Genomic DNA, 19,693 nt, shown 5'->3' with positions numbered 1-19,693 from the left:
ACGGCACGATCCGTACGCCTCATCGCTCCGGCGAGCCACGCGTGGTTCTTTCGGGCCCGCCCCTGGCCGGCGCGGACACCGGTACCAACGAAGCGGTTCCGGTGCCGGTCACGCGCCGTACGGGTGAGAGGCGGTACGTACGTCCGTTCCGGTGACGGGGGAGCGGCCCGGTGCCGCCCGCCGGGTCAGACCCTGCCCCGGCACAGCTCCAGCAGGGTCATCGCGAGCGTGGTGCCCGGCTTGCCCAGTGCGTCCCGGTAGCGGGCGAGGATCTCCATCTCGCGGGAGAGGTTCACGCGGCGGCCGCCGGAGGCGATGCGCTCCTGCTGGATGACGGCCGACACGGCCATCCGTTCCTGCACGAGACCGATGATCCGGTCGTCGAGCGCGTCGATCCGCTCGCGGGCGCCGGTGATCACCTCGGCTGCCGCGGCGGTGCGGGCGCCGGTCTCCTCGGTGGGCCGGGACGCGGTGGTGGCGGTGGTCATGTCGGGGCTCCTCGACGGTGGGGTGCGCGGTGCCCCGGAGCGACAGGATCCGGAAAACGCCAGGCGCCCCGGACCTTGTCGGCCCGGGGCGCCTGGGAAGGTGCTTGTCAGTTGCTCAAGCAGCACGACCATGGCAGCCGGCGGGCCGGTTGCCATAGGTAAAGACGAAGGTCGGGTGCGTGAGCATGGGGCCCAGTATGCCGCGCTTCCCCGGAGCGTCCAACACGGATCGCATGGTGAGACGCGCCCCCTCGCACACCCGTGCGGAGCGAGGGCGGGGTTCCGCGCCCACCCCGGTAGAATCGGGAGGCACAAGACTCCCGCCCCACCGCCGGAAGGCACCTCGTGTCATCAGCGACTCCCGCTGCCAACGCGCCCGACACCGTCCTGGTCGTCGACTTCGGCGCGCAGTACGCCCAGCTCATCGCCCGTCGCGTCCGCGAGGCGCGGGTCTACAGCGAGATCGTGCCGAGCACCATGCCGGTCGAGGAGATCCTCGCCAGGAACCCCGCGGCGATCATCCTGTCCGGCGGCCCCTCGTCCGTGTACGAGCCGGGCGCCCCCACCGTCGACCGCGCGCTCTTCGAGGCCGGCGTCCCCGTCTTCGGCATGTGCTACGGCTTCCAGCTGATGGCCCAGACCCTGGGCGGCCGGGTGGACAACACCGGGGCCCGCGAGTACGGCCGCACGGACCTGCACGTCTCCAGGACGTCCTCCACCCTCTTCGAGGGCACCCCGCAGGAGCAGGACGTCTGGATGTCGCACGGCGACGCCTGCTCGGCCGCTCCCGAGGGCTTCACCGTCACCGCCTCCACGGACGTCGTGCCCGTGGCCGCGTTCGAGAACGACGACCGGAAGCTCTACGGCGTCCAGTACCACCCCGAGGTCATGCACTCCACGCACGGGCAGCAGGTGCTGGAGCACTTCCTGTACCGGGGCGCGGGCCTGAAGCCCGACTGGACCACCGGCAACGTCATCGAGGAGCAGGTCGCCGCCATCCGCGAACGGGTCGGTGACCGGCGCGCCATCTGCGGCCTGTCCGGCGGCGTGGACTCCGCCGTCGCCGCGGCCCTCGTCCAGAAGGCCATCGGTTCCCAGCTGACCTGCGTGTACGTCGACCACGGGCTGATGCGCAAGGGCGAGACCGAGCAGGTCGAGAAGGACTTCGTGGCCGCGACCGGCGTCCAGCTCAAGGTCGTGGACGCCTCCGAGCGGTTCCTGGCCGCGCTCAAGGGCGTCTCGGACCCCGAGGAGAAGCGGAAGATCATCGGCCGGGAGTTCATCCGGGTCTTCGAGCAGGCCCAGGCCGAGATCGTCGCGGACGAGGGCCCGGCGGTGGAGTTCCTGGTCCAGGGCACGCTCTACCCGGACGTCGTCGAGTCCGGCGGCGGCACCGGCACCGCCAACATCAAGTCCCACCACAACGTCGGCGGTCTCCCCGAGGACCTCGAGTTCCAGCTGATCGAGCCGCTGCGCCAGCTGTTCAAGGACGAGGTCCGGATGGTCGGCCAGGAGCTCGGCCTGCCCGACGAGATCGTCCACCGCCAGCCGTTCCCGGGTCCCGGCCTCGGCATCCGGATCGTCGGCGAGGTCACCAAGGAGCGGCTCGACCTGCTCCGGGAGGCCGACGCCATCGCCCGTGAGGAGCTGACCGCGGCCGGTCTCGACCGGGACATCTGGCAGTGCCCGGTGGTCCTGCTCGCGGACGTGCGGTCCGTCGGCGTCCAGGGCGACGGCCGGACCTACGGCCACCCGGTCGTCCTGCGCCCGGTCTCCAGCGAGGACGCCATGACCGCCGACTGGTCCCGGCTGCCGTACGACGTCCTCGCGAAGATCTCCACCCGCATCACCAACGAGGTGCGGGACGTCAACCGCGTCGTCCTCGACGTGACCTCCAAGCCGCCGGGGACCATCGAGTGGGAGTAGCCCCGGAGGCGGCTCCCCGGGTCAGGTCCGTCTGAGCGTGCGCACCGGCGCTCCGGGCTTCCAGACCTGGACGACCAGGTACGTGTCGTCCTCGACGGAGGTCCGTACGACCTCCGTCAGCTCGGTGCGGAAGAGGTGGAACGGCTCCGGCGGTTTCACCTCTTCGGCGTACCTGCCCCTGGTCCCCGCGTCCTCGACCTCGATCGCCCGCCCGCTGATCCGGACGTCGCCGCCGCCCATGCCCGTGCCCTCCCCGGGGTTCGCCTGGAGCGCGAAGCGCGGGTCGCGGCGCAGGTCGAGGGCCTTGAGCGAGCGGGGCATCATGCCGAGCCAGAGCTCCCCGTCCAGGAAACGGACCTCCAGGCCGGTGGTGCGCGGTGAGCCGTCCCGGCGCAGGGTCGCCAGGACGTGGTGGGTGTACGCGCCGAAGCGGGCCTCGACGGTCTTCGCCAGCTCGGGCTCGGCCGCGGCGAAGGCCTCCCAGTTCGTGTTCATGGGGGCGAGTGTGGCGCGAATACCGGACACCCTGTGTCGTGTATGCGCGCCCGGGTCAACGCGGCGGACCGGAGTTCACCCGTCCGGCGGACCTGTCGAACGGGGGAGGCGTGGTGTAAGGCACAATTCGCTCTCGTCGCGGGGGAGTTGTCGGTGTGCGGGTGCGCGTCCCGCGGGCGTGCGCCGGGTGGTCCTGGTCGGGTGTGCGGGGAAGGCGGGCTTCGGGCGTGGCGGTGCAGGAGGCGGGACGGGGCGGCGCGGACGCGGCCCCGCACGAGGGCGGCTGCACCTGCGGGGACTGCCCGCACGGTGCGCGTGAGGGACATCGGCGCGCGGTCGCCGCGTTCCTGCTGAAGCGGGACGAGTTCGCGGCCGGGCGGGGGCTTCCGGCCGCGGTGGCCCACTCGGCCTCCGCCTCCCGGCAGTGGGTCTCGGAGGAACTGGCGCAGGCCGCGGGGGCCGTCGCCGAACGCGGGCGGGCCGAGGGCGCGGCCTGGCTGGCCGGCCTGTGGCGCCGGACCGCGGCGGTCGTGTGGGCGGGCGTGGTGCTGCTGCTCCTGGGACAGGCGCTCACGGCGGTCGGCACGGGGTGGACCGCCGCGCGCACCGCGGGGCTGACGGCCGCGCTGGTCGTCGCGGGCGCGCTGACCGCGGCGTCGTGGTTCCACCGGGCGCGCGGCGGGGTGCTCGCGCCGGTGATCGGGGAGGACAACCGCCTCTCCACCTCCCGCGCGGTGGCCGCCGCCTGGGTGCTGTTCCTGGTGTACGCCGTGCTGGTACTGGTGGGACGGCTGGCGGTGGCCTCCGAGCCCGGTGAGCGGGACGCGCTGATCGCCGGGCTCGAACTCGCCCGCAGCGCGGGCGTGGTGACCGTCCTCGCCGTGGTCTGCGGGATCGCCGTGCTGGTGCGGCGGGTGGTCGGACTGCGGGTGCTGGGGCAGCGGCTGCAGAAGGTGCCCGCGGACCGGCCGCGGGCCGCGGACCTGCTGACCGACGACGCCGGGCGGGGGGCGTTCGCCGACATCCAGTACGTCGTGCTCGGCGCCGTCGCGCTGGCGTTCGCGGCGGTGCGGCTGGCCCGGCGGCCGGACCAGTTGCCGGACCTGCCGTGGGGGCTCGTGGTGATGGTGCTCGTGTCGGCGGCGACGTACCTCGCGGGGAAGTACGCGGAGGGCGGGCGCCCGGTGATCCTGTCGGTGGTGCGGGCACGGGAGGCCGGCGATCTGGACGCGCCGATCCGGACCGGTGACGACATCGAGATCCGCGGGGCGGGGTTCGTCCCGGCGGGCGCGCGGGGAGCCGACCGGCTGGCGCGGATGGTCGTCCGGGTGGGGGCGGTGCACGTGCACGTGCCGCTGGTGCCGGTGACGGGCGGGTTCGACAACCCGACGGACACGCTGCTGACGGTGCCGGTGCCGGCGGAGGTGGAGCCGGGACGGGTGGAGGTGCAGGTCGTGACGGCCGCGGGGGTGGAGACGAACCGGTACGCGATCGACGTGACGGAGTAGGCGGGCCGCGGACGCCCGCCGCTGTGCGGGGCTCTTCCGGGCACGCGCGCCGGGCCGCCCGGAAAAACCGTTCGCCGGGGTTGATCCGGGGCCGCGTGCCGCGCGTATGGTCTGCTGAGGCGGTCTCGGTACGGCGGTGAGGGGCGGCGGGCGGCGATGGTTCAGGGCATGCGGGCGGGCACCCACAGACCCCACTTCGAAGGCGACCGGGACTGGCGGGACATCGCGACCCGCTGGGCCCTGGTGCCCCTGCGGATCTTCCTCGGGGTCACCTTCGTCTACGCCGGTCTGGACAAGCTCACCGACAGCGCGTTCCCGAAGGAGGCCGGGAGCGGATCCGTCGGCGACATGATGCGGGCCGTCCGGGACTCCTCCGCCCTTCCCGCGCTGGTGGACACGGCGCTGGAGAGCCCCGTCGTGTTCGGTTACGCCATCGCCCTCGGGGAACTGGCCGTGGGGATCGGGACCCTGCTCGGACTGCTCGCCCGCCTGGCCGCCCTCGGCGGTGCGCTGATCTCCCTCAGCCTGTGGCTGACCGTGAGCTGGGCCGCCGACCCCTATTACTACGGGAACGACCTTCCGTACCTCATGGCCTGGATCCCGCTCGTGCTGGCGGGCGCCCCCCTGCTGTCCGTGGACGCGGCCCTCCGTACGCGACGGCGGCAGCGGACGGGGGAGTACCGGTAGGGGGTCAGGCCGGCGTGTCCGGGCCGGGAGGGCCCGGAGCACGGCGCCGGCGTATGCGGCCGGCCAGGAAGGCCACCGCGCCGGCCAGGCACAGACCGCCCGTGACGACGGGGATCATCACGAACCACGGGGTCTCCCAGGCGCCGCCCGCGTCGCCCGCGTAGAGCACGGCGGCGAGGGTGAGGAAGACGCCCGCGACCAGCCTGCCCGGCTGGAACTCATGACGCAGCACGGCTCACCTCCGCCCGGCCCGCGCCGACCTGGAGGTCCAGGTCGAGCGTGCCCGCGCTCTCGACGCCCGCGGGCGGATCCAGGGTCAGCTCCTCGTGCCTGCCCGGTGCCACGTCCACGTCCTTCGCGTCGTCACCGGGCAACCGGATGTCACCGACCCCCACGTCGATGCTCAGCCTCACGGTCACGTCCGCGGGGACGATCACGTGGATCCGGCCCAGGCCGACGTCCGCGCGGGTGGCCACGGTCTTCCCCGCGGGCACCCGCACACCGGACAGGTCCAGGGTGCCGGTGCCGGTGCCCAGGTCGTAGGCCGGGCGCACCTGCGCGACCGAGGCGGGCTCCCAGGTCGCGCGCCTCCAGTCGGTGCCGATGTCCCCGGGGATCGCCGTCGAGCCCGCCAGCAGGCCCGCCGTGACGACCGCCAGGACGATGGATCCGGCCCCGGTGCGGCCCAGGAACGAGCTGACCGCCACGCCGATGCCGGACACGGCGAGCGCACAGGCCAGGCCGATCTGCAGGCTGGTGCCGAGGGGGTGCCCGTCCCAGGCCAGGCGGGTGCCGAGGCCGGCGGCGAGGAGGGCGAACAAATAAATCCAGCCGCCGATCCGGCGGGGGCCGCGCGACTCGGACGGCCGGTGACGCCGGCCGTGCGGGGCCTCGCGGGCGTCGGCGTGGGTGCTCAGACCGATGGCGACGGCGGCCGCCACGTCCCGCTCGCGGGGGTCCCGGGGGCCCCACAGATAACCCGTGCCGCCGACGTGGGTGCCGTCCTTGACGATGGGGTCGCGCCACCAGGAGGGGAAGGCGGTGGGCGCCGGCGGGGCCTGGGGCTCCGGCGGCGCGTCCGCGGCGGCCTGGGCGGTGATGGGGTCGGGACCGGGGGCACCGCGCCGCCGGGACCAGTACCCCGCGCCGGCGAGCAGCAGGGAGAGTATGACGGCGAAGCTCAGCACGCCGCTGTTGTTCAGCATCGTGAGGAAGACACCGCAGCCGACCAGGGCGAACAGCACGGCCGCCAGCGTGTGGCCGTCGACCCGGCCGGTCAGCAGCCTGCGGATCTCGTTCTCCTCCTCCTCGTCGTCGTAGGGGACGAGGAGCCAGGCGAAGCCGTAGAAGATGAGACCGACGCCGCCGGTGGCGGAGAGCACCGCGAGGGTGATCCGGAAGATCACCGGGTCCATGTCGCACTGCCGGCCGAGCCCGGCGCAGACCCCGCCGAGCAGCTTGTGCCGGCGGTCGCGCCGGAAGCGCCGGGCGGGCTCGGCCGCGGACTCCCCGGCCGCATCCCGCGGCGCGGCCCCTCCCTTCCCGCCGGGCGCGCCCGCTCGCTCGCGTCCGCCCGCCGGGGGCGCGGCCGACGGGGTGCCCCCCGGCCCCGGACCCGTCGCGGCGTGCTGGTGATCGGTCATGTGTCCATGGTGACGGGCGAGCCGCCGCGGCGGCAGCCGGTACGACCCTGGCCGGACCCTGATATCCCCCTGAGGCCGGACCCGGGAGACGCCCGCCGGAACCGGCGCGCGCAGATCAGGGGAGTCTCCGGGACCGACCCTGATGCTCCGACCCTTTCGGGCGTGTGACCATCGTTGACATGTCGGAAGCCGCAGCAGCGCCCCTCGCCGAGCCGCGGCCGCCGCGCAAGCTCTACCGCAGCAGTGACGGACGCTGGCTCGGTGGCGTGGCGCGGGGGCTCGCCGGACACCTCGGGCTGCCCGTGGTCTGGGTGCGGCTCGCCTTCCTCGGCCTGTTCATGGCCGACGGCCTCGGCGCGCTGCTGTACGCCGCGTTCTGGTTCTTCGTGCCGCTCGGCGTCGGCGGCGTGGACGCGCAGCGGCCGCCCTCGCTGGTCACCACCGAGTCCGCGCCGGACGGCCGGCGCAGACTCGTCGCCCGCAGACCGGACAAGGGGCAGATCGTCGCCCTGCTCCTCATGGTCGTCGTGGCCATGATCTTCGTGGGCAGCGTGGACATCGGCAACGGCACCCGGGCCTACCTCTGGCCGATCGTGCTCGTCGGCGCGGGCGTGGCCCTGGTCTGGCGGCAGGCGGACAACGCCCGCCGGGCCCGCTGGGTCGAGGTCGGCCGGCGCCGGCGCACGGTCACCCTGCTGCGGGCCGGCGCCGGCGTGCTGCTGGTGACCGCCGGGGTCTCGGGCATCTTCGTCCTGCAGGGCTCCGGTGCCCACCTCGGCTCCGTGCTGCAGGCGGCCCTGGCGGTCCTCGTCGGCGTCACGCTCCTCGCCGGCCCCTATCTCGTGCGCATGACCCAGGACCTGTCCGAGGAGCGCCTGATGCGCATCCGCGCCCAGGAGCGGGCGGAGGTCGCCGCCCACGTCCACGACTCGGTGCTGCACACCCTCACCCTGATCCAGCGCAACGCGGACAACGCGGGCGAGGTGCGCCGCCTCGCCCGCGCCCAGGAGCGCGACCTGCGCACCTGGCTCTACAAGCCCGAGGGCACCGGCAAGGACGAGGACGACGAGCCCGCCACCCTCGCCGACGCCGTACGGCGCAACGCCGCCGAGGTGGAGGACAAGCACGGCGTCCCCATCGAGGTCGTCGTGGTCGGGGACTGCCCGCTCGACGAGAGGGTCGGCGCGCAGATGCAGGCCGCGCGCGAGGCGATGGTGAACGCCGCCAAGTACGGTGGCGAGGGGGGTGCCGTTCAGGTCTACGCCGAGGTCGAGGGGAGGACGGTGTTCGTGTCCGTCCGGGACCGCGGCCCGGGCTTCGACCTCGACTCGATACCCGCCGACCGCATGGGCGTCAGAGAATCGATCATCGGCCGCATGGAGCGCAACGGCGGTACGGCGCGGCTGCGCGCGGTGCCGGACGGCGGCACGGAGGTCGAGCTGGAGATGGAGAGGGCGGAGAAGACGTCATGAGCGAGCCGACCGAGGCGAACGGAGCGGCCCGGGCCGCGGAGGGGACCGGGTCCGCGGAGCAGGCCGGCGGCACCGGCGGGCGCCGGGTGCGCGTCGTCCTCGTCGACGACCACCGCATGTTCCGCACGGGCGTCCAGGCCGAGATCGGACGGACCGAGGAGACGGGGGTCGAGGTGGTCGGCGAGGCGGCCGACGTCGACCAGGCGGTCACCGTCATCACCGCGACCCGGCCCGAGGTCGTCCTCCTCGACGTGCACCTGCCCGGTGGCGGCGGCGTCGAGGTGCTGCGCCGGTGTGCGCCGCTGATGGGCGACGCCGAGCAGCCGGTGCGGTTCCTGGCCCTGTCGGTGTCGGACGCGGCGGAGGACGTGATCGGGGTGATCCGGGGCGGCGCCCGCGGCTACGTGACCAAGACGATCACCGGGGCCGACCTGATCGACTCGGTCTTCCGGGTCCAGGAGGGGGACGCCGTCTTCTCCCCGCGCCTGGCGGGCTTCGTCCTCGACGCCTTCGCCTCGACCGACGCCCCTCCGGTCGACGAGGACCTCGACCGCCTCACCCAGCGCGAGCGCGAGGTGCTGCGGCTGATCGCGCGGGGGTACGCCTACAAGGAGATCGCCAAGCAGCTGTTCATCTCGGTGAAGACGGTCGAGTCCCACGTCTCGGCGGTGCTGCGCAAGCTCCAGCTGTCCAACCGGCACGAACTCACCCGCTGGGCGACGGCGCGCCGGCTGGTGTGACCGGCGGGCGGCCCCGGGCCGCCCGCGTCGTACCCGCGAGCGGCGTGCGGCCGACGAGGACGGGGCCGGCCCGGCGGGTCCGGCGGCGGGGCGGCGCGCTGGGGGAGCGGTCCGCCGCCGGACCTTTCGGCGCGGGTGCCCGGTCGCCGTCCCCGGTCCGGACGGCGTGGGAGCCGGTCACCCGGTCGAGGACGTCAGCCCCGGCCGTCCGGCCCCGGTGACGGGCGGTGCGGAAGCGGCGCGAGCGGACCGGCGGGGGACCGTGGGCGACCGCGCCCCTCTCCCGGCGGCGTCCTCCTCCCCCACGGCGATGACCGATGTGCCGAACGCGGGGCCGGGGGAGAGGAGCGCGGCGTCGTGCGGCGGGCGCGTGGGGCGGGCCGTCGTCCCGGGGCGCCGGGCGGGCCGTGCCGGGCCGGGGGTGCCCGGTCGGGCCGGTGTCGGGCGGGGTGAGGGGCCTGACTAGGCTCCGGCCTCATGGACGTACTCATCCACCTCTTCGTCGGTCTGCACATCATCGGCATCGCGTCGCTGCTCGGTGGCTTCCTCACCCAGATGAAGGCGATGGGCGAGGGCACCGCCCGCTTCACCCCGGCGATGCTGCACGGCGCGCTGACGATGCTGGTCACCGGTGTGGCCCTGGTCGGTCTCAACGAGGCCCAGGACCACTCCGTGAACCACATCAAGATCGGGGTGAAGCTGGCCCTGCTGATCGTGATCCTCGGCCTGGTCTACGTGAAGCGGGACGAGGAGAAGGTGGACAAGGGCCTGTTCGGCCTCGTCGGGCTGCTGACCACGGCGAACGTCTTCATCGCCGTGCTGTGGACCTGACGCGGTCTCCCGCGGGCGCGGACGCGATCGCGGACCGCACGGCGGCGACCGCCCACCGGGCGGCGACCGCGGCCCGCACCGGCACACCTCCCGGACCGGGTGGAGCCGGAGCGGAGCCGCGGTCGTGACCCGCGGGGCGCCGCTGTCGTCCTCGTTCCACCGCGCCGCCCCGGGTCAGGCCGGCCGCACGACGCTGTAGATCGAGGACTCGCCGTCGTAGAAGATCGACTCCTCCCGGACGTACGTGCCGGGCTTGGGGGCGTGGATCATCTTGCCGCCGCCGACGTAGACGCCGACGTGGGTGATGTCGTCGTAGAAGAAGACGAGGTCTCCGGGTTGCGCCTGGGACACGGGGACCGTCGTGCCGGCGTCCACCTGGTCGTAGGTGGTGCGGGGGAGGGCGACGCCGGCGGCCCTCCAGGCGGCCTGGGTGAGGCCGGAGCAGTCGTAGGAGCCCGGGCCGGTGGCGCCCCAGACGTACGGCTTGCCGATCTGCGCGCGGGCGAAGGCGAGCGCCTTCTCGGCCTTGGCGGTGTACGAGGATCCCGCCGGTGACGAGGGCGAGGGCGCGGCGGTCGAACCGGAGGACCCGGACGTGTCCGACGCGCCGCCCTCCGGCCGGGCCGTCTCCTCCTGGGCCTGCCGCTCCGCCTGCTGTCGCTCCGCCTGCTGCCGGGCCAGCTCGGCGGCCTTGCGGGCGGCCTCCTCCTGCTTCCTCCTCTCGATCGCCGCGAGCCGGGCCTTCTCCTCGGCGGTCAGCTTCGACAGCAGCTCGCGCGCGTCCGCGAGCTTCTTCTGGACGGTCGCCTTGGCGGTCCTCAGGTCGTTCTGCGTCTCGGTGAGCGTCCCGAGGCTCTCGGTGGCCTCCTGGCGCTTCCGCATCGTCTCGGACTGCTGCGCGACGTAGTCGTCGACCGCCTCCTTCTGACGGCCGGTCATCCGGTCCATCAACCGGCTCCGGTCGAAGAAGTCCTGCGGCGAGTCCGCGAGCAGGAAGGTCGCGGTCTCGGGCACGCCGGAGCCGGTCCGGTACTGGGCGGCGGCGTAGGACCCCAGTTCCTCCCGCGCCTCGTTGAGCTTCTGGGCGCGCCGGGCCACGTCGTCGAGGAGGGTGTCGACGCGCTTGCGCTGCTTCGCGGTCCTCTCCTTGGCCGCGTTGTACTTCTCGGTCGCCGACTCCGCCTGGCGGTAGAGGTCGTCGACCTTCTTCTCGATCTCCTCCAGGCTCGGCCTGCCGTCGTCCGAGGGGGCGGCGTTCGCCGTCTGGGACAGCAGGGCCACGGAGGTCAGGGCCGCCGTGGCGAGGGCGGGGGTCCGTATGCCTGTCACGCGCGGGCCGAGGGTGCGCGACTTGCGGTGCGACGCCAAGGGAGGCGACTCCTTCCAACGGTCCGCCTACCGGGTTGGCGGTGGGGGTCCCTCCCAGGCCGTTCAGGCTCTGGGGGAGGGTTCGGGCGGGTGCTTCGGAAGGGTTGCCCTACGGCCGCTCCGCGGGGGAGTGGGCCGATTCACCCCAAGGTCTCGGGTGGGTCCCCGGCTCCGGCTGCCGCGGCGGCAGTGACGGACTCGGCGGGGGCCGCGCGGCCCGGCGGGGTTCGCCGGTGGGGGTCGAGCGGCCTGCCCGCACCGTAGCCAACTCGTGTGGCGTCTGTGAAGGTTGGCGGGTGATATGCCCGATACGTTTTCGTGACCTCGCGCGCACCGTCACCCAGGGTGAGCCGGTGCTTCTGAAGGGTGCGCGGGCGGGACGGCCGGGGTGGGGTGCCGGTGGTGCCGGGAACCCCGCGGAACCTTCTCCGGGCGGCCGCGGGTTGTCGGCGGATCGGCCTAGACTCGGAGAGCGATGAGCAGCCTCTTTGACGAAAACTTCCTGGCGGACCTCCAGGCCCAGCGGGGCCCCGAGGACGAGCCCCCGCCGCCGCCCGAGGACGACCATGCGCCGGAGCCGGTTCCGGACGACCTGTTCGGCGGGAGGTTCGACGTGCCGCCGGACCGGGACTCCTACTACCGTGACGGCGCCCCGCGCCCGGTGCTGGACTCCGCCGCCCTCCTGGAGGGGCTGAACGACAACCAGCGCGCCGCCGTCGTGCACTCCGGCTCCCCGCTGCTCATCGTGGCCGGCGCCGGCTCCGGCAAGACCCGCGTGCTCACGCACCGCATCGCGTACCTGCTGGCCGAGCGGGGCGTCCACCCCGGCCAGATCCTCGCGATCACCTTCACCAACAAGGCCGCCGGCGAGATGAAGGAGCGCGTCGAGCAGCTCGTCGGGCCGCGCGCGAACGCGATGTGGGTGATGACCTTCCACAGCGCGTGCGTGCGCATCCTGCGCCGCGAGAGCAAGAAGCTCGGCTTCACCTCGTCGTTCTCGATCTACGACGCCGCCGACTCCAAGCGCCTGATGGCCCTGGTCTGCCGCGACCTGGACCTCGACCCCAAGCGCTTCCCGCCCAAGTCCTTCAGCGCCAAGATCAGCAACCTGAAGAACGAGCTGATCGACGAGGAGGACTTCGCCGCCCAGGCCGCGGACGGCTTCGAGAAGACCCTCGCCCAGGCCTACGCCCTGTACCAGTCGCGGCTGCGCGAGGCGAACGCCCTGGACTTCGACGACCTGATCATGACGACGGTCAACCTGCTCCGCGCCTTCCCGGACGTCGCCGAGCACTACCGCCGCCGCTTCCGCCACGTCCTCGTCGACGAGTACCAGGACACCAACCACGCCCAGTACGCCCTGGTCAGGGAGCTCGTCGGACCGTCCGAGCAGCCCGTCGGCGGGTCCGCGGGCGAGGTGGCGCCCGCCGAGCTGTGCGTGGTGGGCGACGCCGACCAGTCGATCTACGCCTTCCGCGGCGCGACGATCCGCAACATCCTCCAGTTCGAGGAGGACTACCCGGACGCGACGACGATCCTGCTCGAGCAGAACTACCGCTCCACGCAGACCATCCTGAGCGCGGCCAACGCGGTCATCGAGCGCAACGAGTCCCGCCGCCCCAAGAACCTGTGGACCAACGCCGGCGCCGGCGCGCGGATCACCGGGTACGTGGCCGACACCGAGCACGACGAGGCGCAGTTCGTCGCCGACGAGATAGACCGCCTCACGGACGCGGGCCAGGCCAAGGCGGGCGACGTCGCCGTCTTCTACCGCACCAACGCCCAGTCCCGCGTCTTCGAGGAGGTCTTCATCCGCGTCGGCCTCCCCTACAAGGTCGTCGGCGGCGTCCGCTTCTACGAGCGCAAGGAGGTCCGGGACGTCCTGGCCTACCTGCGGGTGCTCGCCAACCCCGAGGACTCGGTGCCGCTGCGCCGCATCCTCAACGTCCCCAAGCGGGGCATCGGCGACCGCGCGGAGGCCATGATCGACGCCCTCGCCCAGCGCGAGCGGATCAGCTTCCCGCAGGCCCTCAGGCGCGTCGACGAGGCGTACGGCATGGCCGCGCGGTCGGTGAACGCCGTGAAGCGGTTCAACACGCTGATGGAGGACCTCCGGACGATCGCCGAGTCCGGCGCGGGCCCGGCCACCGTCGTGGAGGCGATCCTCGAACGCACCGGCTACCTCGCCGAGTTGCAGGCCTCCACCGACCCGCAGGACGAGACCCGGATCGAGAACCTGCAGGAACTCGCGGCCGTGGCCCTGGAGTTCGAGCAGGAGCGCGGCGAGGGCGAGCAGGGCACCCTGGCCGACTTCCTGGAGCAGGTGGCGCTGGTCGCCGACTCCGACCAGATCCCCGACGAGGACGAGGACGGCTCCGGCGTCATCACCCTGATGACCCTGCACACCGCCAAGGGCCTGGAGTTCCCGGTCGTCTTCCTGACCGGCATGGAGGACGGCGTCTTCCCGCACCTGCGCGCCCTCGGCCAGACCAAGGAGCTGGAGGAGGAGCGGCGCCTGGCGTACGTCGGCATCACCCGCGCCCGGGAGCGGCTGTACCTCACCCGGTCCACGCTGCGCAGCGCGTGGGGGCAGCCGTCGTACAACCCGCCCTCGCGCTTCCTGGAGGAGATCCCGGCCGCGCACCTGGAGTGGAAGCGGACGGGCGGCGGCTCGCCCGCGGCCTCCGGACCGGCCTCCGGGGTGGCGGCCTCGCTGTCGTCGTCCCGCTCCCGCTCGTCGGCGGCGGGCGCCTCCGGCTTCGCCACCCGCCGGGCCGCGGAGCAGTCCGCCGTGTCGCTGGCGGTCGGGGACCGGGTCACGCACGACCAGTTCGGCCTCGGCACCGTGGTCGCGGTGAAGGGCACGGGCGCGAACGCGGAGGCGACCATCGACTTCGGGGACGCCAAGCCGAAGCGGCTGCTGCTGCGGTACGCGCCGGTGGAGAAGCTGTGACCGCACGGGGCTGACGCCGGACGAGAGGACCCCGCCGGGCGGCGGGGTCCTCCAGGGGCCGGGGTCTCCCGGTCCGCGTCTACGCCGGGTTCAGTCCGTGGCTGCGCAGCCACGCGAGCGGGTCGATCGTCGAGCCGCCCGCCGGGCGGACCTCGAAGTGCAGGTGCGGGCCGGTGGAGTTGCCCGAGTTGCCGGAGAGCGCGATCTGCTGGCCGGCCTTCACGGTCGTACCGGAGGGGACCTGGTAGGTGGAGAGGTGGCAGTACCACGTCTCCGTGCCGTCCATCGCGGTCAGGATCACCATGTTGCCGTACGCGCTGTTGTACTGCGTGCGGACCGTGCCGTCGGTCGCGGCCAGCACCGGCGTGCCGTAGGCCACGGGGAAGTCGATGCCGCTGTGCATCGACATCCAGTTGATGCCGGACTGGCCGTAGTAGGCGCTGAGGCCGGGCTGCGTGACCGGGAGCGCGAACTTCGGGCGCAGCCGCTCCTTGCGGGCGGCTTCCTCCGCCGCCTGCCTCCGCTCGGCCGCCTGCTGGGCCTTGAGGTCGATGCGCTCCTGGGTGCGGCTGGCCCGGTCGGCGAAGTCGTCCGCCCCGGCGGCGAGGCTCTCGAGCTGGGTGTCCAGCTTGATGTTGGCGACGGACGGCTTCACCGGCTGCGCGTCCGCCGCGGTCGTCGCCGTCTCCTGCCCGCCCTCTTCGGTCAGGTCGCTGACGGAGGCGGCGGCGATCCCGGCGACGCCCATCACGCACGCGGAGGGCACGGCCACCGTCAGCAGCGCGGAGCGCTTGGGGGGCGTGCGGCGGCGGGAACGGGACCCGCCGCGCGAGGCCGCGCGCGGCGACGGGACGGCGACGGCCTCCTGCTGCTCCTCGAGCAGGTGCACCGCCGGCAGCTCACCCGTGTCGCCCGGGCCGCCGGGGACGGGGCCGTCGTAGGGGTCGTCCTGCTCCTCCGGGGCCGGGGAGCCGGCGTCCCGGGAGGGAGGGGCCGCGGACGCCCGCGGGTCCTCGAACCGCTCGAACGCGGCGGTGGCCTGCTGGTCGAAGGGCTCGGCCCGCGTCCCGTAGGCGTCGGACGCCGGTGCGGCGCCGCCGTCGGGGTTCCACTGCGTGGCGTCGTAGGCGCCGGTGTCGAAGGCCTGGGTGCCCCAGTCCCACTGCTGGGTCCGGTCGGCGGCGTCCTCGGACCGGTCGGGCTGGAGCCAGGCGCCCGCGTCCCACTGGCCGCTGGTGTCGGGGGCGGTGCCCTGCGCCGGGATCAGCGGCACGTGCTGCTGACCGGTGGTCCACGCCGTCGCGTCGTGGGCGCCGGTGGTGCCGTAGTCGGCGTACTGCTGGGCCTGCGGGGCCGCGTACGCGTCGTACCGCGCGGTGTCGTGGCCGCCCGCGGACCAGTGCGCGGTGTCGTACGCGCCCGTGTCGCGGCCGCCGTCCGGGAGGCCCCCGAAGAGGGGGTCGGTGGCGAAGTCCGCGAAGGTGTGGCTGCCGGTGCCGAAACCGGTGGCACCGGAACCGGCGGCGTCGTGGCCGCCGTACGGGGTGAAGTCGCCGTACGGGGCTTCCTGGGTGCCGTACGGCGCGTGGGGCGCCGAGGCGGGGTCGGAAGCCGGGGCCGGGGCCATGGTCCCCGACGGGTGACGGTCGTTCACCAACTTCTCTTTCGCCTCGACAACAGTGGCTGCCAGAGCAGTGCGGCGACTGTACCCGGCGGTATGCGGGCGCGACAATCTTTCGCAGGTTTCAGGCGCGCAGGAAACGGGCAATCGGTTGCGTTTTGGCGGACCGGAGGCGCGCCCTTGGCCCTGCGTTCGACGTCTGTTCGAGAAGACGTGCGGGGCGGCGGCCCGCGCGGGCGGTGCCGGGCGGGTGGTGTTCGGACGGGGCGCCGCGCTCCTCCCGGCCGTGGGCGTGTCGCCGGCCCGGGCGTGTCGCGGGCCGGCGTCAGGCGACCGTCAGGCCCTTCGCGCGGCCCGCGGACGGCTCCCCGGGACGCGCCGTGTCCAGGGCCTGCCGTATGCGGGTCGCCACGGCCGGGTGCACGGGCAGGGCGAGGTGGCCGACGCCGCTCACCCGCACGTTCTGCACGGTCAGGTCCGGGTGCTCGATGCAGGCGGTCTCCAGCGGCTCCATGATGTGGTCGAGGTCGCTCCAGAAGGCGACGAAGTGCGTGCGGCAGCCGGGCGCGGGCAGGGTGAGCTCCTCGAGGACCGGTGACCCGGGGCGCATCTGACGGACGATGGGGTGCGCGTTGGCCAGCGGTGCGACGCGGGTGCCCGCGTGCGGGGTGCCGAGCGTGACGAGCGTCCGCACGCGGGCGTCACCGCCCAGTCGCTGCACGTAGTACCGCGCGATCAGCCCGCCGAGGCTGTGTCCGACCACGTCGACCCGATCGCTTCCCGTGCGCTCGCACACCTGCTCTATGTGGCGGCCGAGCAGTTCGGCCGCGATGCGGATGTCACAGGTCAGCGGCGAGTAGTTGAGCGATTCGATCTGCTGCCTGCCGTGCTGGACGAGGCTGCGGCGCAGCAGCAGGAAGACGGAGCGGTTGTCGATGAAGCCGTGCAGCAGCACGACCGGGGGCTTGGCCTCCGCCGGCAGCTGCGCGGCGCCGCCCGGTACGAGCGGTGCGGGACCCAGGCTCCGTCGCTCCTGGACGATGCCGGCGGGGTAGAGCAGGAGGTGGCCCGCCAGGATCGCGAGCTCCAGGGCGGTGGCCTTCAGCAGGGCCAGGGAGAGATCCGCCAGCCGGTCCGGCAGGAGACGCCGGCAGAGCGGCAGAAGGGGAAGAGCTGCCCGGGTGACCTTCATGGCCGACCTCCTGTCGGCACGCTGAGGGACGGCCCTGTCCCCCGTGTGCCCTCACGGGAAAGCGCGACGAGAGCGGCCGACGGTGCGCGTGTGCGAGGCGCGCGGGCGGTGTGGTGGTGCGACGGCCTCGTAGCGGCTTCCCTGTACGCATGGTCCCACCGTTGACCCCGTGGTGCACGGGCAAGCGGTACGGAGGCCGCGGGGCCCCGGGACGCTGCGTGGCGAACGTGTCCCACCGTGTGATTTCCCCCTCGCTCCGCACCGTGAAACTGCCGGGTGCGGGATCCTGGGGATAACGTTCGTTCACTTCCCCGGCCGGCTGGGGCCGGGGCGGCCGTACCGCGGTCGTGCACCCGGGGCGGTGGGCGGCGGGGTGTGCGGTACTTGTCGGTACGGATGGATGTAGTCGCTTCATGGAGGCAGTGATGGGTGTGGCAGCCGGTCCGATCCGCGTGGTGGTGGCCAAGCCGGGGCTCGACGGCCACGATCGCGGGGCCAAGGTGATCGCGCGGGCGCTGCGCGACGCCGGTATGGAGGTCATCTACACCGGGCTCCACCAGACCCCCGAGCAGATCGTCGACACCGCGATCCAGGAGGACGCCGACGCGATCGGCCTGTCCATCCTCTCCGGCGCGCACAACACGCTCTTCGCGGCGGTGATCGACCTGCTCAGGGAGCGGGACGCGGCGGACATCCTGGTCTTCGGCGGCGGGATCATCCCCGAGGCGGACATCGCCCCGCTGAAGGAGAAGGGCGTCGCGGAGATCTTCACCCCGGGTGCGACCACGGCGTCCATCGTGGACTGGGTGCGCGCGAACGTGCGCCAGCCCGCACAGGCGTAGGCGGCGGTTTCCGGCGGCGGGGCCTTCCGCCCCCGGGCGGGAGGCCCCGCCGCGGGTCCCGGTACGGACCTCGGCACGGGTGCCGCCGGCCGGGGCGGCGGGGCGGGACCCGCTTCCGGGGACGGCCGGACGGGTCCGGCCCGCCGGGACCTCCGGCCGGGGATCCGTGCGGTCGGGGGCCCCGTGGTCCGGGGCCGCGATGCTCGGGTTCACGGTGCTCGGGGCCCCGGTGCTCAGGCCTGCGGTGCTCGGGGCTCCGGTGCTCGGGCTCCCGCCAAGGTCAGCTCCTCCAGCATGACCGCGCGCAGGCGCAGCGTCGTGACCAGGCGCTGGAAGGCCTCCGACCAGTAGCTCCCGGCTCCCGGCGCCGCGTTCTCCGGCTCGTCCGGCACCGCCAGGAGCACCTCGAGGCGGCTTGCCTCGCGGGGGTCGAGGCAGCGTTCGGCCAGGCCCATGACTCCGCTGAAACTCCATGGATAACTCCCTGCGTCACGCGCGATGTCGAGCGCGTCGACCACGGCCCGTCCGAGCGGCGCGGCCCACGGCACCGCGCACACCCCGAGCAGCTGGAAGGCCTCGGACAGGCCGTGCGTCTCGATGAACCCCGCCACCCACTCGGCCCGCTCGGCGGCGCCCAGCGTGTCGAGCAGCCGGGCGCGTTCGGCCAGGGACACCGCCCCCGGACCGCCGGCCTCCGGAGCGGAGGGCTCACCGAGCAGTGCCCGGGACCACCGGGCGTCCCGCTGCCGCACCGCCGCCCGGCACCACGCCGCGTGCAGTTCGTCCCGCCAGTCGTCCGCCACCGGCAGGGCCACGATCTCCCGGGGCGTGCGCCCGCCGAGCCGCCGCGACCAGCAGGCGAGCGGTGCCGCCTCCACCAGCTGGCCCAGCCACCAGGCCCGTTCCCCCCGTCCCGCGGGGGCCTGGGCCACCACGCCGTCGCGTTCCATGCCCGCGTCGCACTCGTGCGGGGCCTCCACGGTGATCGTCGGCACGTCCCCCGTGTGGTCCACGGCCACGCACGCCCCGGCCCTGACCGCCATCCGTCCCGCGAACGCCGAACCGGGCAGCGCCGACAGCAGCTCCGCGGCCGTCGCCCGCACATTGCGGCTGCGGTCGGCCAGGGCCTGCTCCAGGAAGGGTTCGTCGGCCGGGCCGAGACCGGCGCGCAGGGAGTCCAGGAACATGAGCCGGTCCTCCGCCCGCTCCGTCGCCCAGCTCGCCGCGAGGAGGTCGCGCGCGGCGCCGGGCTCGCGGGAGCGCAGGGCGGTGAGGAGCGCGACCCGCTCGGCGAAGAGGCCCTCCTGCCAGAGCCGCTCGATTCCCTCCGGGTCACCGGGACCGGGCACCGGGCTGCCTCCGCCCGGTGCCGAGCGCAGGGCGAACCGCCAGTCCGGGTTGAACCGGGCCAGCCACAGGGCGCGCGGTCCCGCGAACCGCAGGGCCGCCGGACGCAGGTCCGTCCGGCCCCGCGCGGCGTCGAGCAGGGCGGGCAGTGCGGCGGGGGGCGCGGCGAAACCGCGGGCGTTCGCCGCCGCCAGCCACTGGGGCAGCAGCTCCATGAGATCCGGTGCCGTGCCCCGGCGGCCGCCGCCGGAGGGGCCGGGGCGGCCGGAGAGCAGCAGCGCGAGCCGGCGGGCGGCGGCGGGCGGCAGCGGTGGGCGCGGGTCCTCCGGGGCGGGCTCCGGGCGCCGTGCCGCCCGTGCCGGGCGCAGCCCGGCGCGTCGCCGTACGGTCGCCGCGGCCGCCGCGTCCAGCAGCGCCGCCGGTGCCCCCGGCCCGGGCGCGCAACCCGCCGGTGTGCGCCGGTCCGTGCCCAGCAGGGCCGTGGTGACCAGGTCCTCCCAGGTGTCCGGGGGAGGCGGGCCCGCGGCGGCGGTGGTCCTGCTCATGAGCTTCCTTTCCGTCGGGCGTCCCGGAGCGGCCG

The 19,693-nt window shown here is 74.1% G+C and carries 16 protein-coding genes; 8 read left to right on the top strand and 8 right to left on the bottom strand.

What is annotated here, in order from left to right; translation table 11 throughout:
* Positions 1-185: 185 nt before the first annotated feature.
* Entirely contained in the window at positions 186-488 is a 303-nt protein-coding gene (locus tag ACZ56B_RS19435) for a chorismate mutase (protein WP_468791563.1), read from the bottom strand.
* A gap of 345 nt (positions 489-833) precedes the next feature.
* On the opposite strand from ACZ56B_RS19435, the gene guaA reads away from it, so the two are divergent.
* The gene (gene guaA, locus ACZ56B_RS19430) at positions 834-2,414 is read left to right on the top strand and encodes a glutamine-hydrolyzing GMP synthase (RefSeq protein WP_468791560.1); all 1,581 of its coding nucleotides are present in this window, start codon (positions 834-836) and stop codon (positions 2,412-2,414) included.
* 21 nt (positions 2,415-2,435) lie between these two features.
* Here the strand turns inward: guaA and ACZ56B_RS19425 are convergent, their stop codons facing one another.
* Positions 2,436-2,909: a pyridoxamine 5'-phosphate oxidase family protein gene (locus tag ACZ56B_RS19425; protein ID WP_468791557.1), complete on the bottom strand. Its 474-nt coding sequence runs from the start codon at positions 2,907-2,909 to the stop codon at positions 2,436-2,438.
* 227 nt (positions 2,910-3,136) lie between these two features.
* On the opposite strand from ACZ56B_RS19425, the gene ACZ56B_RS19420 reads away from it, so the two are divergent.
* Both ACZ56B_RS19420 and ACZ56B_RS19415 read left to right on the top strand, forming a co-directional pair.
* The gene (locus ACZ56B_RS19420; RefSeq protein WP_468791554.1) at positions 3,137-4,417 is read left to right on the top strand and encodes a hypothetical protein; all 1,281 of its coding nucleotides are present in this window, start codon (positions 3,137-3,139) and stop codon (positions 4,415-4,417) included.
* A gap of 156 nt (positions 4,418-4,573) precedes the next feature.
* Positions 4,574-5,104, top strand: coding sequence for a DoxX family membrane protein (locus ACZ56B_RS19415; protein WP_468791551.1), 531 nt, complete (start codon positions 4,574-4,576; stop codon positions 5,102-5,104).
* A gap of 4 nt (positions 5,105-5,108) precedes the next feature.
* Here ACZ56B_RS19415 and ACZ56B_RS19410 read toward each other — a convergent pair whose 3' ends face one another.
* Positions 5,109-5,336, bottom strand: a complete 228-nt coding sequence (locus ACZ56B_RS19410) for a hypothetical protein (RefSeq protein ID WP_468791548.1) — start codon at positions 5,334-5,336, stop codon at positions 5,109-5,111.
* Positions 5,323-6,747 carry a PspC domain-containing protein gene (locus tag ACZ56B_RS19405; RefSeq protein WP_468791545.1) on the bottom strand — a complete coding sequence of 475 codons (1,425 nt, stop codon included), beginning with the start codon at positions 6,745-6,747 and terminating at the stop codon, positions 5,323-5,325. Before ACZ56B_RS19405 ends, ACZ56B_RS19410 begins: the two co-directional genes overlap by 14 nt.
* Positions 6,748-6,926: 179 nt before the next feature.
* Here ACZ56B_RS19405 and ACZ56B_RS19400 point away from each other — a divergent pair, with 179 nt between their 5' ends.
* The 3 genes from ACZ56B_RS19400 to ACZ56B_RS19390 all read left to right on the top strand — a co-directional run bounded on the left by ACZ56B_RS19400 (position 6,927) and on the right by ACZ56B_RS19390 (position 9,790).
* Positions 6,927-8,219 carry an ATP-binding protein gene (locus ACZ56B_RS19400; RefSeq protein ID WP_468791542.1) on the top strand — a complete coding sequence of 431 codons (1,293 nt, stop codon included), beginning with the start codon at positions 6,927-6,929 and terminating at the stop codon, positions 8,217-8,219.
* A complete protein-coding gene (locus tag ACZ56B_RS19395; RefSeq protein WP_468791539.1) occupies positions 8,216-8,959 on the top strand; it encodes a LuxR C-terminal-related transcriptional regulator in 744 nt (247 codons plus the stop codon). The genes ACZ56B_RS19400 and ACZ56B_RS19395 overlap by 4 nt, the downstream gene beginning before the upstream one ends.
* 477 nt (positions 8,960-9,436) lie before the next feature.
* Positions 9,437-9,790 (top strand): hypothetical protein, encoded by a 354-nt coding sequence (locus ACZ56B_RS19390; RefSeq protein WP_468791536.1) that lies wholly within the window; start codon positions 9,437-9,439, stop codon positions 9,788-9,790.
* A gap of 174 nt (positions 9,791-9,964) precedes the next feature.
* Here ACZ56B_RS19390 and ACZ56B_RS19385 read toward each other — a convergent pair whose 3' ends face one another.
* Positions 9,965-11,158 carry a C40 family peptidase gene (locus tag ACZ56B_RS19385; RefSeq protein ID WP_468791532.1) on the bottom strand — a complete coding sequence of 398 codons (1,194 nt, stop codon included), beginning with the start codon at positions 11,156-11,158 and terminating at the stop codon, positions 9,965-9,967.
* A gap of 475 nt (positions 11,159-11,633) precedes the next feature.
* Here ACZ56B_RS19385 and pcrA point away from each other — a divergent pair, with 475 nt between their 5' ends.
* On the top strand, positions 11,634-14,111 hold the full coding sequence (gene pcrA, locus ACZ56B_RS19380; protein ID WP_468791529.1) for a DNA helicase PcrA: 2,478 nt from the start codon (positions 11,634-11,636) through the stop codon (positions 14,109-14,111).
* Between the two features lie 79 nt (positions 14,112-14,190).
* On the opposite strand, the gene ACZ56B_RS19375 is transcribed toward pcrA, so the two are convergent.
* A complete protein-coding gene (locus ACZ56B_RS19375) occupies positions 14,191-15,738 on the bottom strand; it encodes a M23 family metallopeptidase (protein WP_468791685.1) in 1,548 nt (515 codons plus the stop codon).
* Between the two features lie 319 nt (positions 15,739-16,057).
* The gene (locus ACZ56B_RS19370; protein WP_468791526.1) at positions 16,058-16,924 is read right to left on the bottom strand and encodes an esterase/lipase family protein; all 867 of its coding nucleotides are present in this window, start codon (positions 16,922-16,924) and stop codon (positions 16,058-16,060) included.
* A 425-nt stretch (positions 16,925-17,349) separates the two neighbouring features.
* Here ACZ56B_RS19370 and ACZ56B_RS19365 point away from each other — a divergent pair, with 425 nt between their 5' ends.
* On the top strand, positions 17,350-17,766 hold the full coding sequence (locus ACZ56B_RS19365; protein ID WP_004984302.1) for a cobalamin B12-binding domain-containing protein: 417 nt from the start codon (positions 17,350-17,352) through the stop codon (positions 17,764-17,766).
* Between the two features lie 233 nt (positions 17,767-17,999).
* Here the strand turns inward: ACZ56B_RS19365 and ACZ56B_RS19360 are convergent, their stop codons facing one another.
* A complete protein-coding gene (locus tag ACZ56B_RS19360) occupies positions 18,000-19,658 on the bottom strand; it encodes a DUF5691 domain-containing protein (RefSeq protein WP_468791523.1) in 1,659 nt (552 codons plus the stop codon).
* Between the last annotated feature and the right edge of the window lie 35 nt (positions 19,659-19,693).

It is taken from the genome of Streptomyces sp. NPDC034670, assembly GCF_055574875.1.
This window is presented reverse-complemented; position numbering and strand designations above follow the sequence as displayed.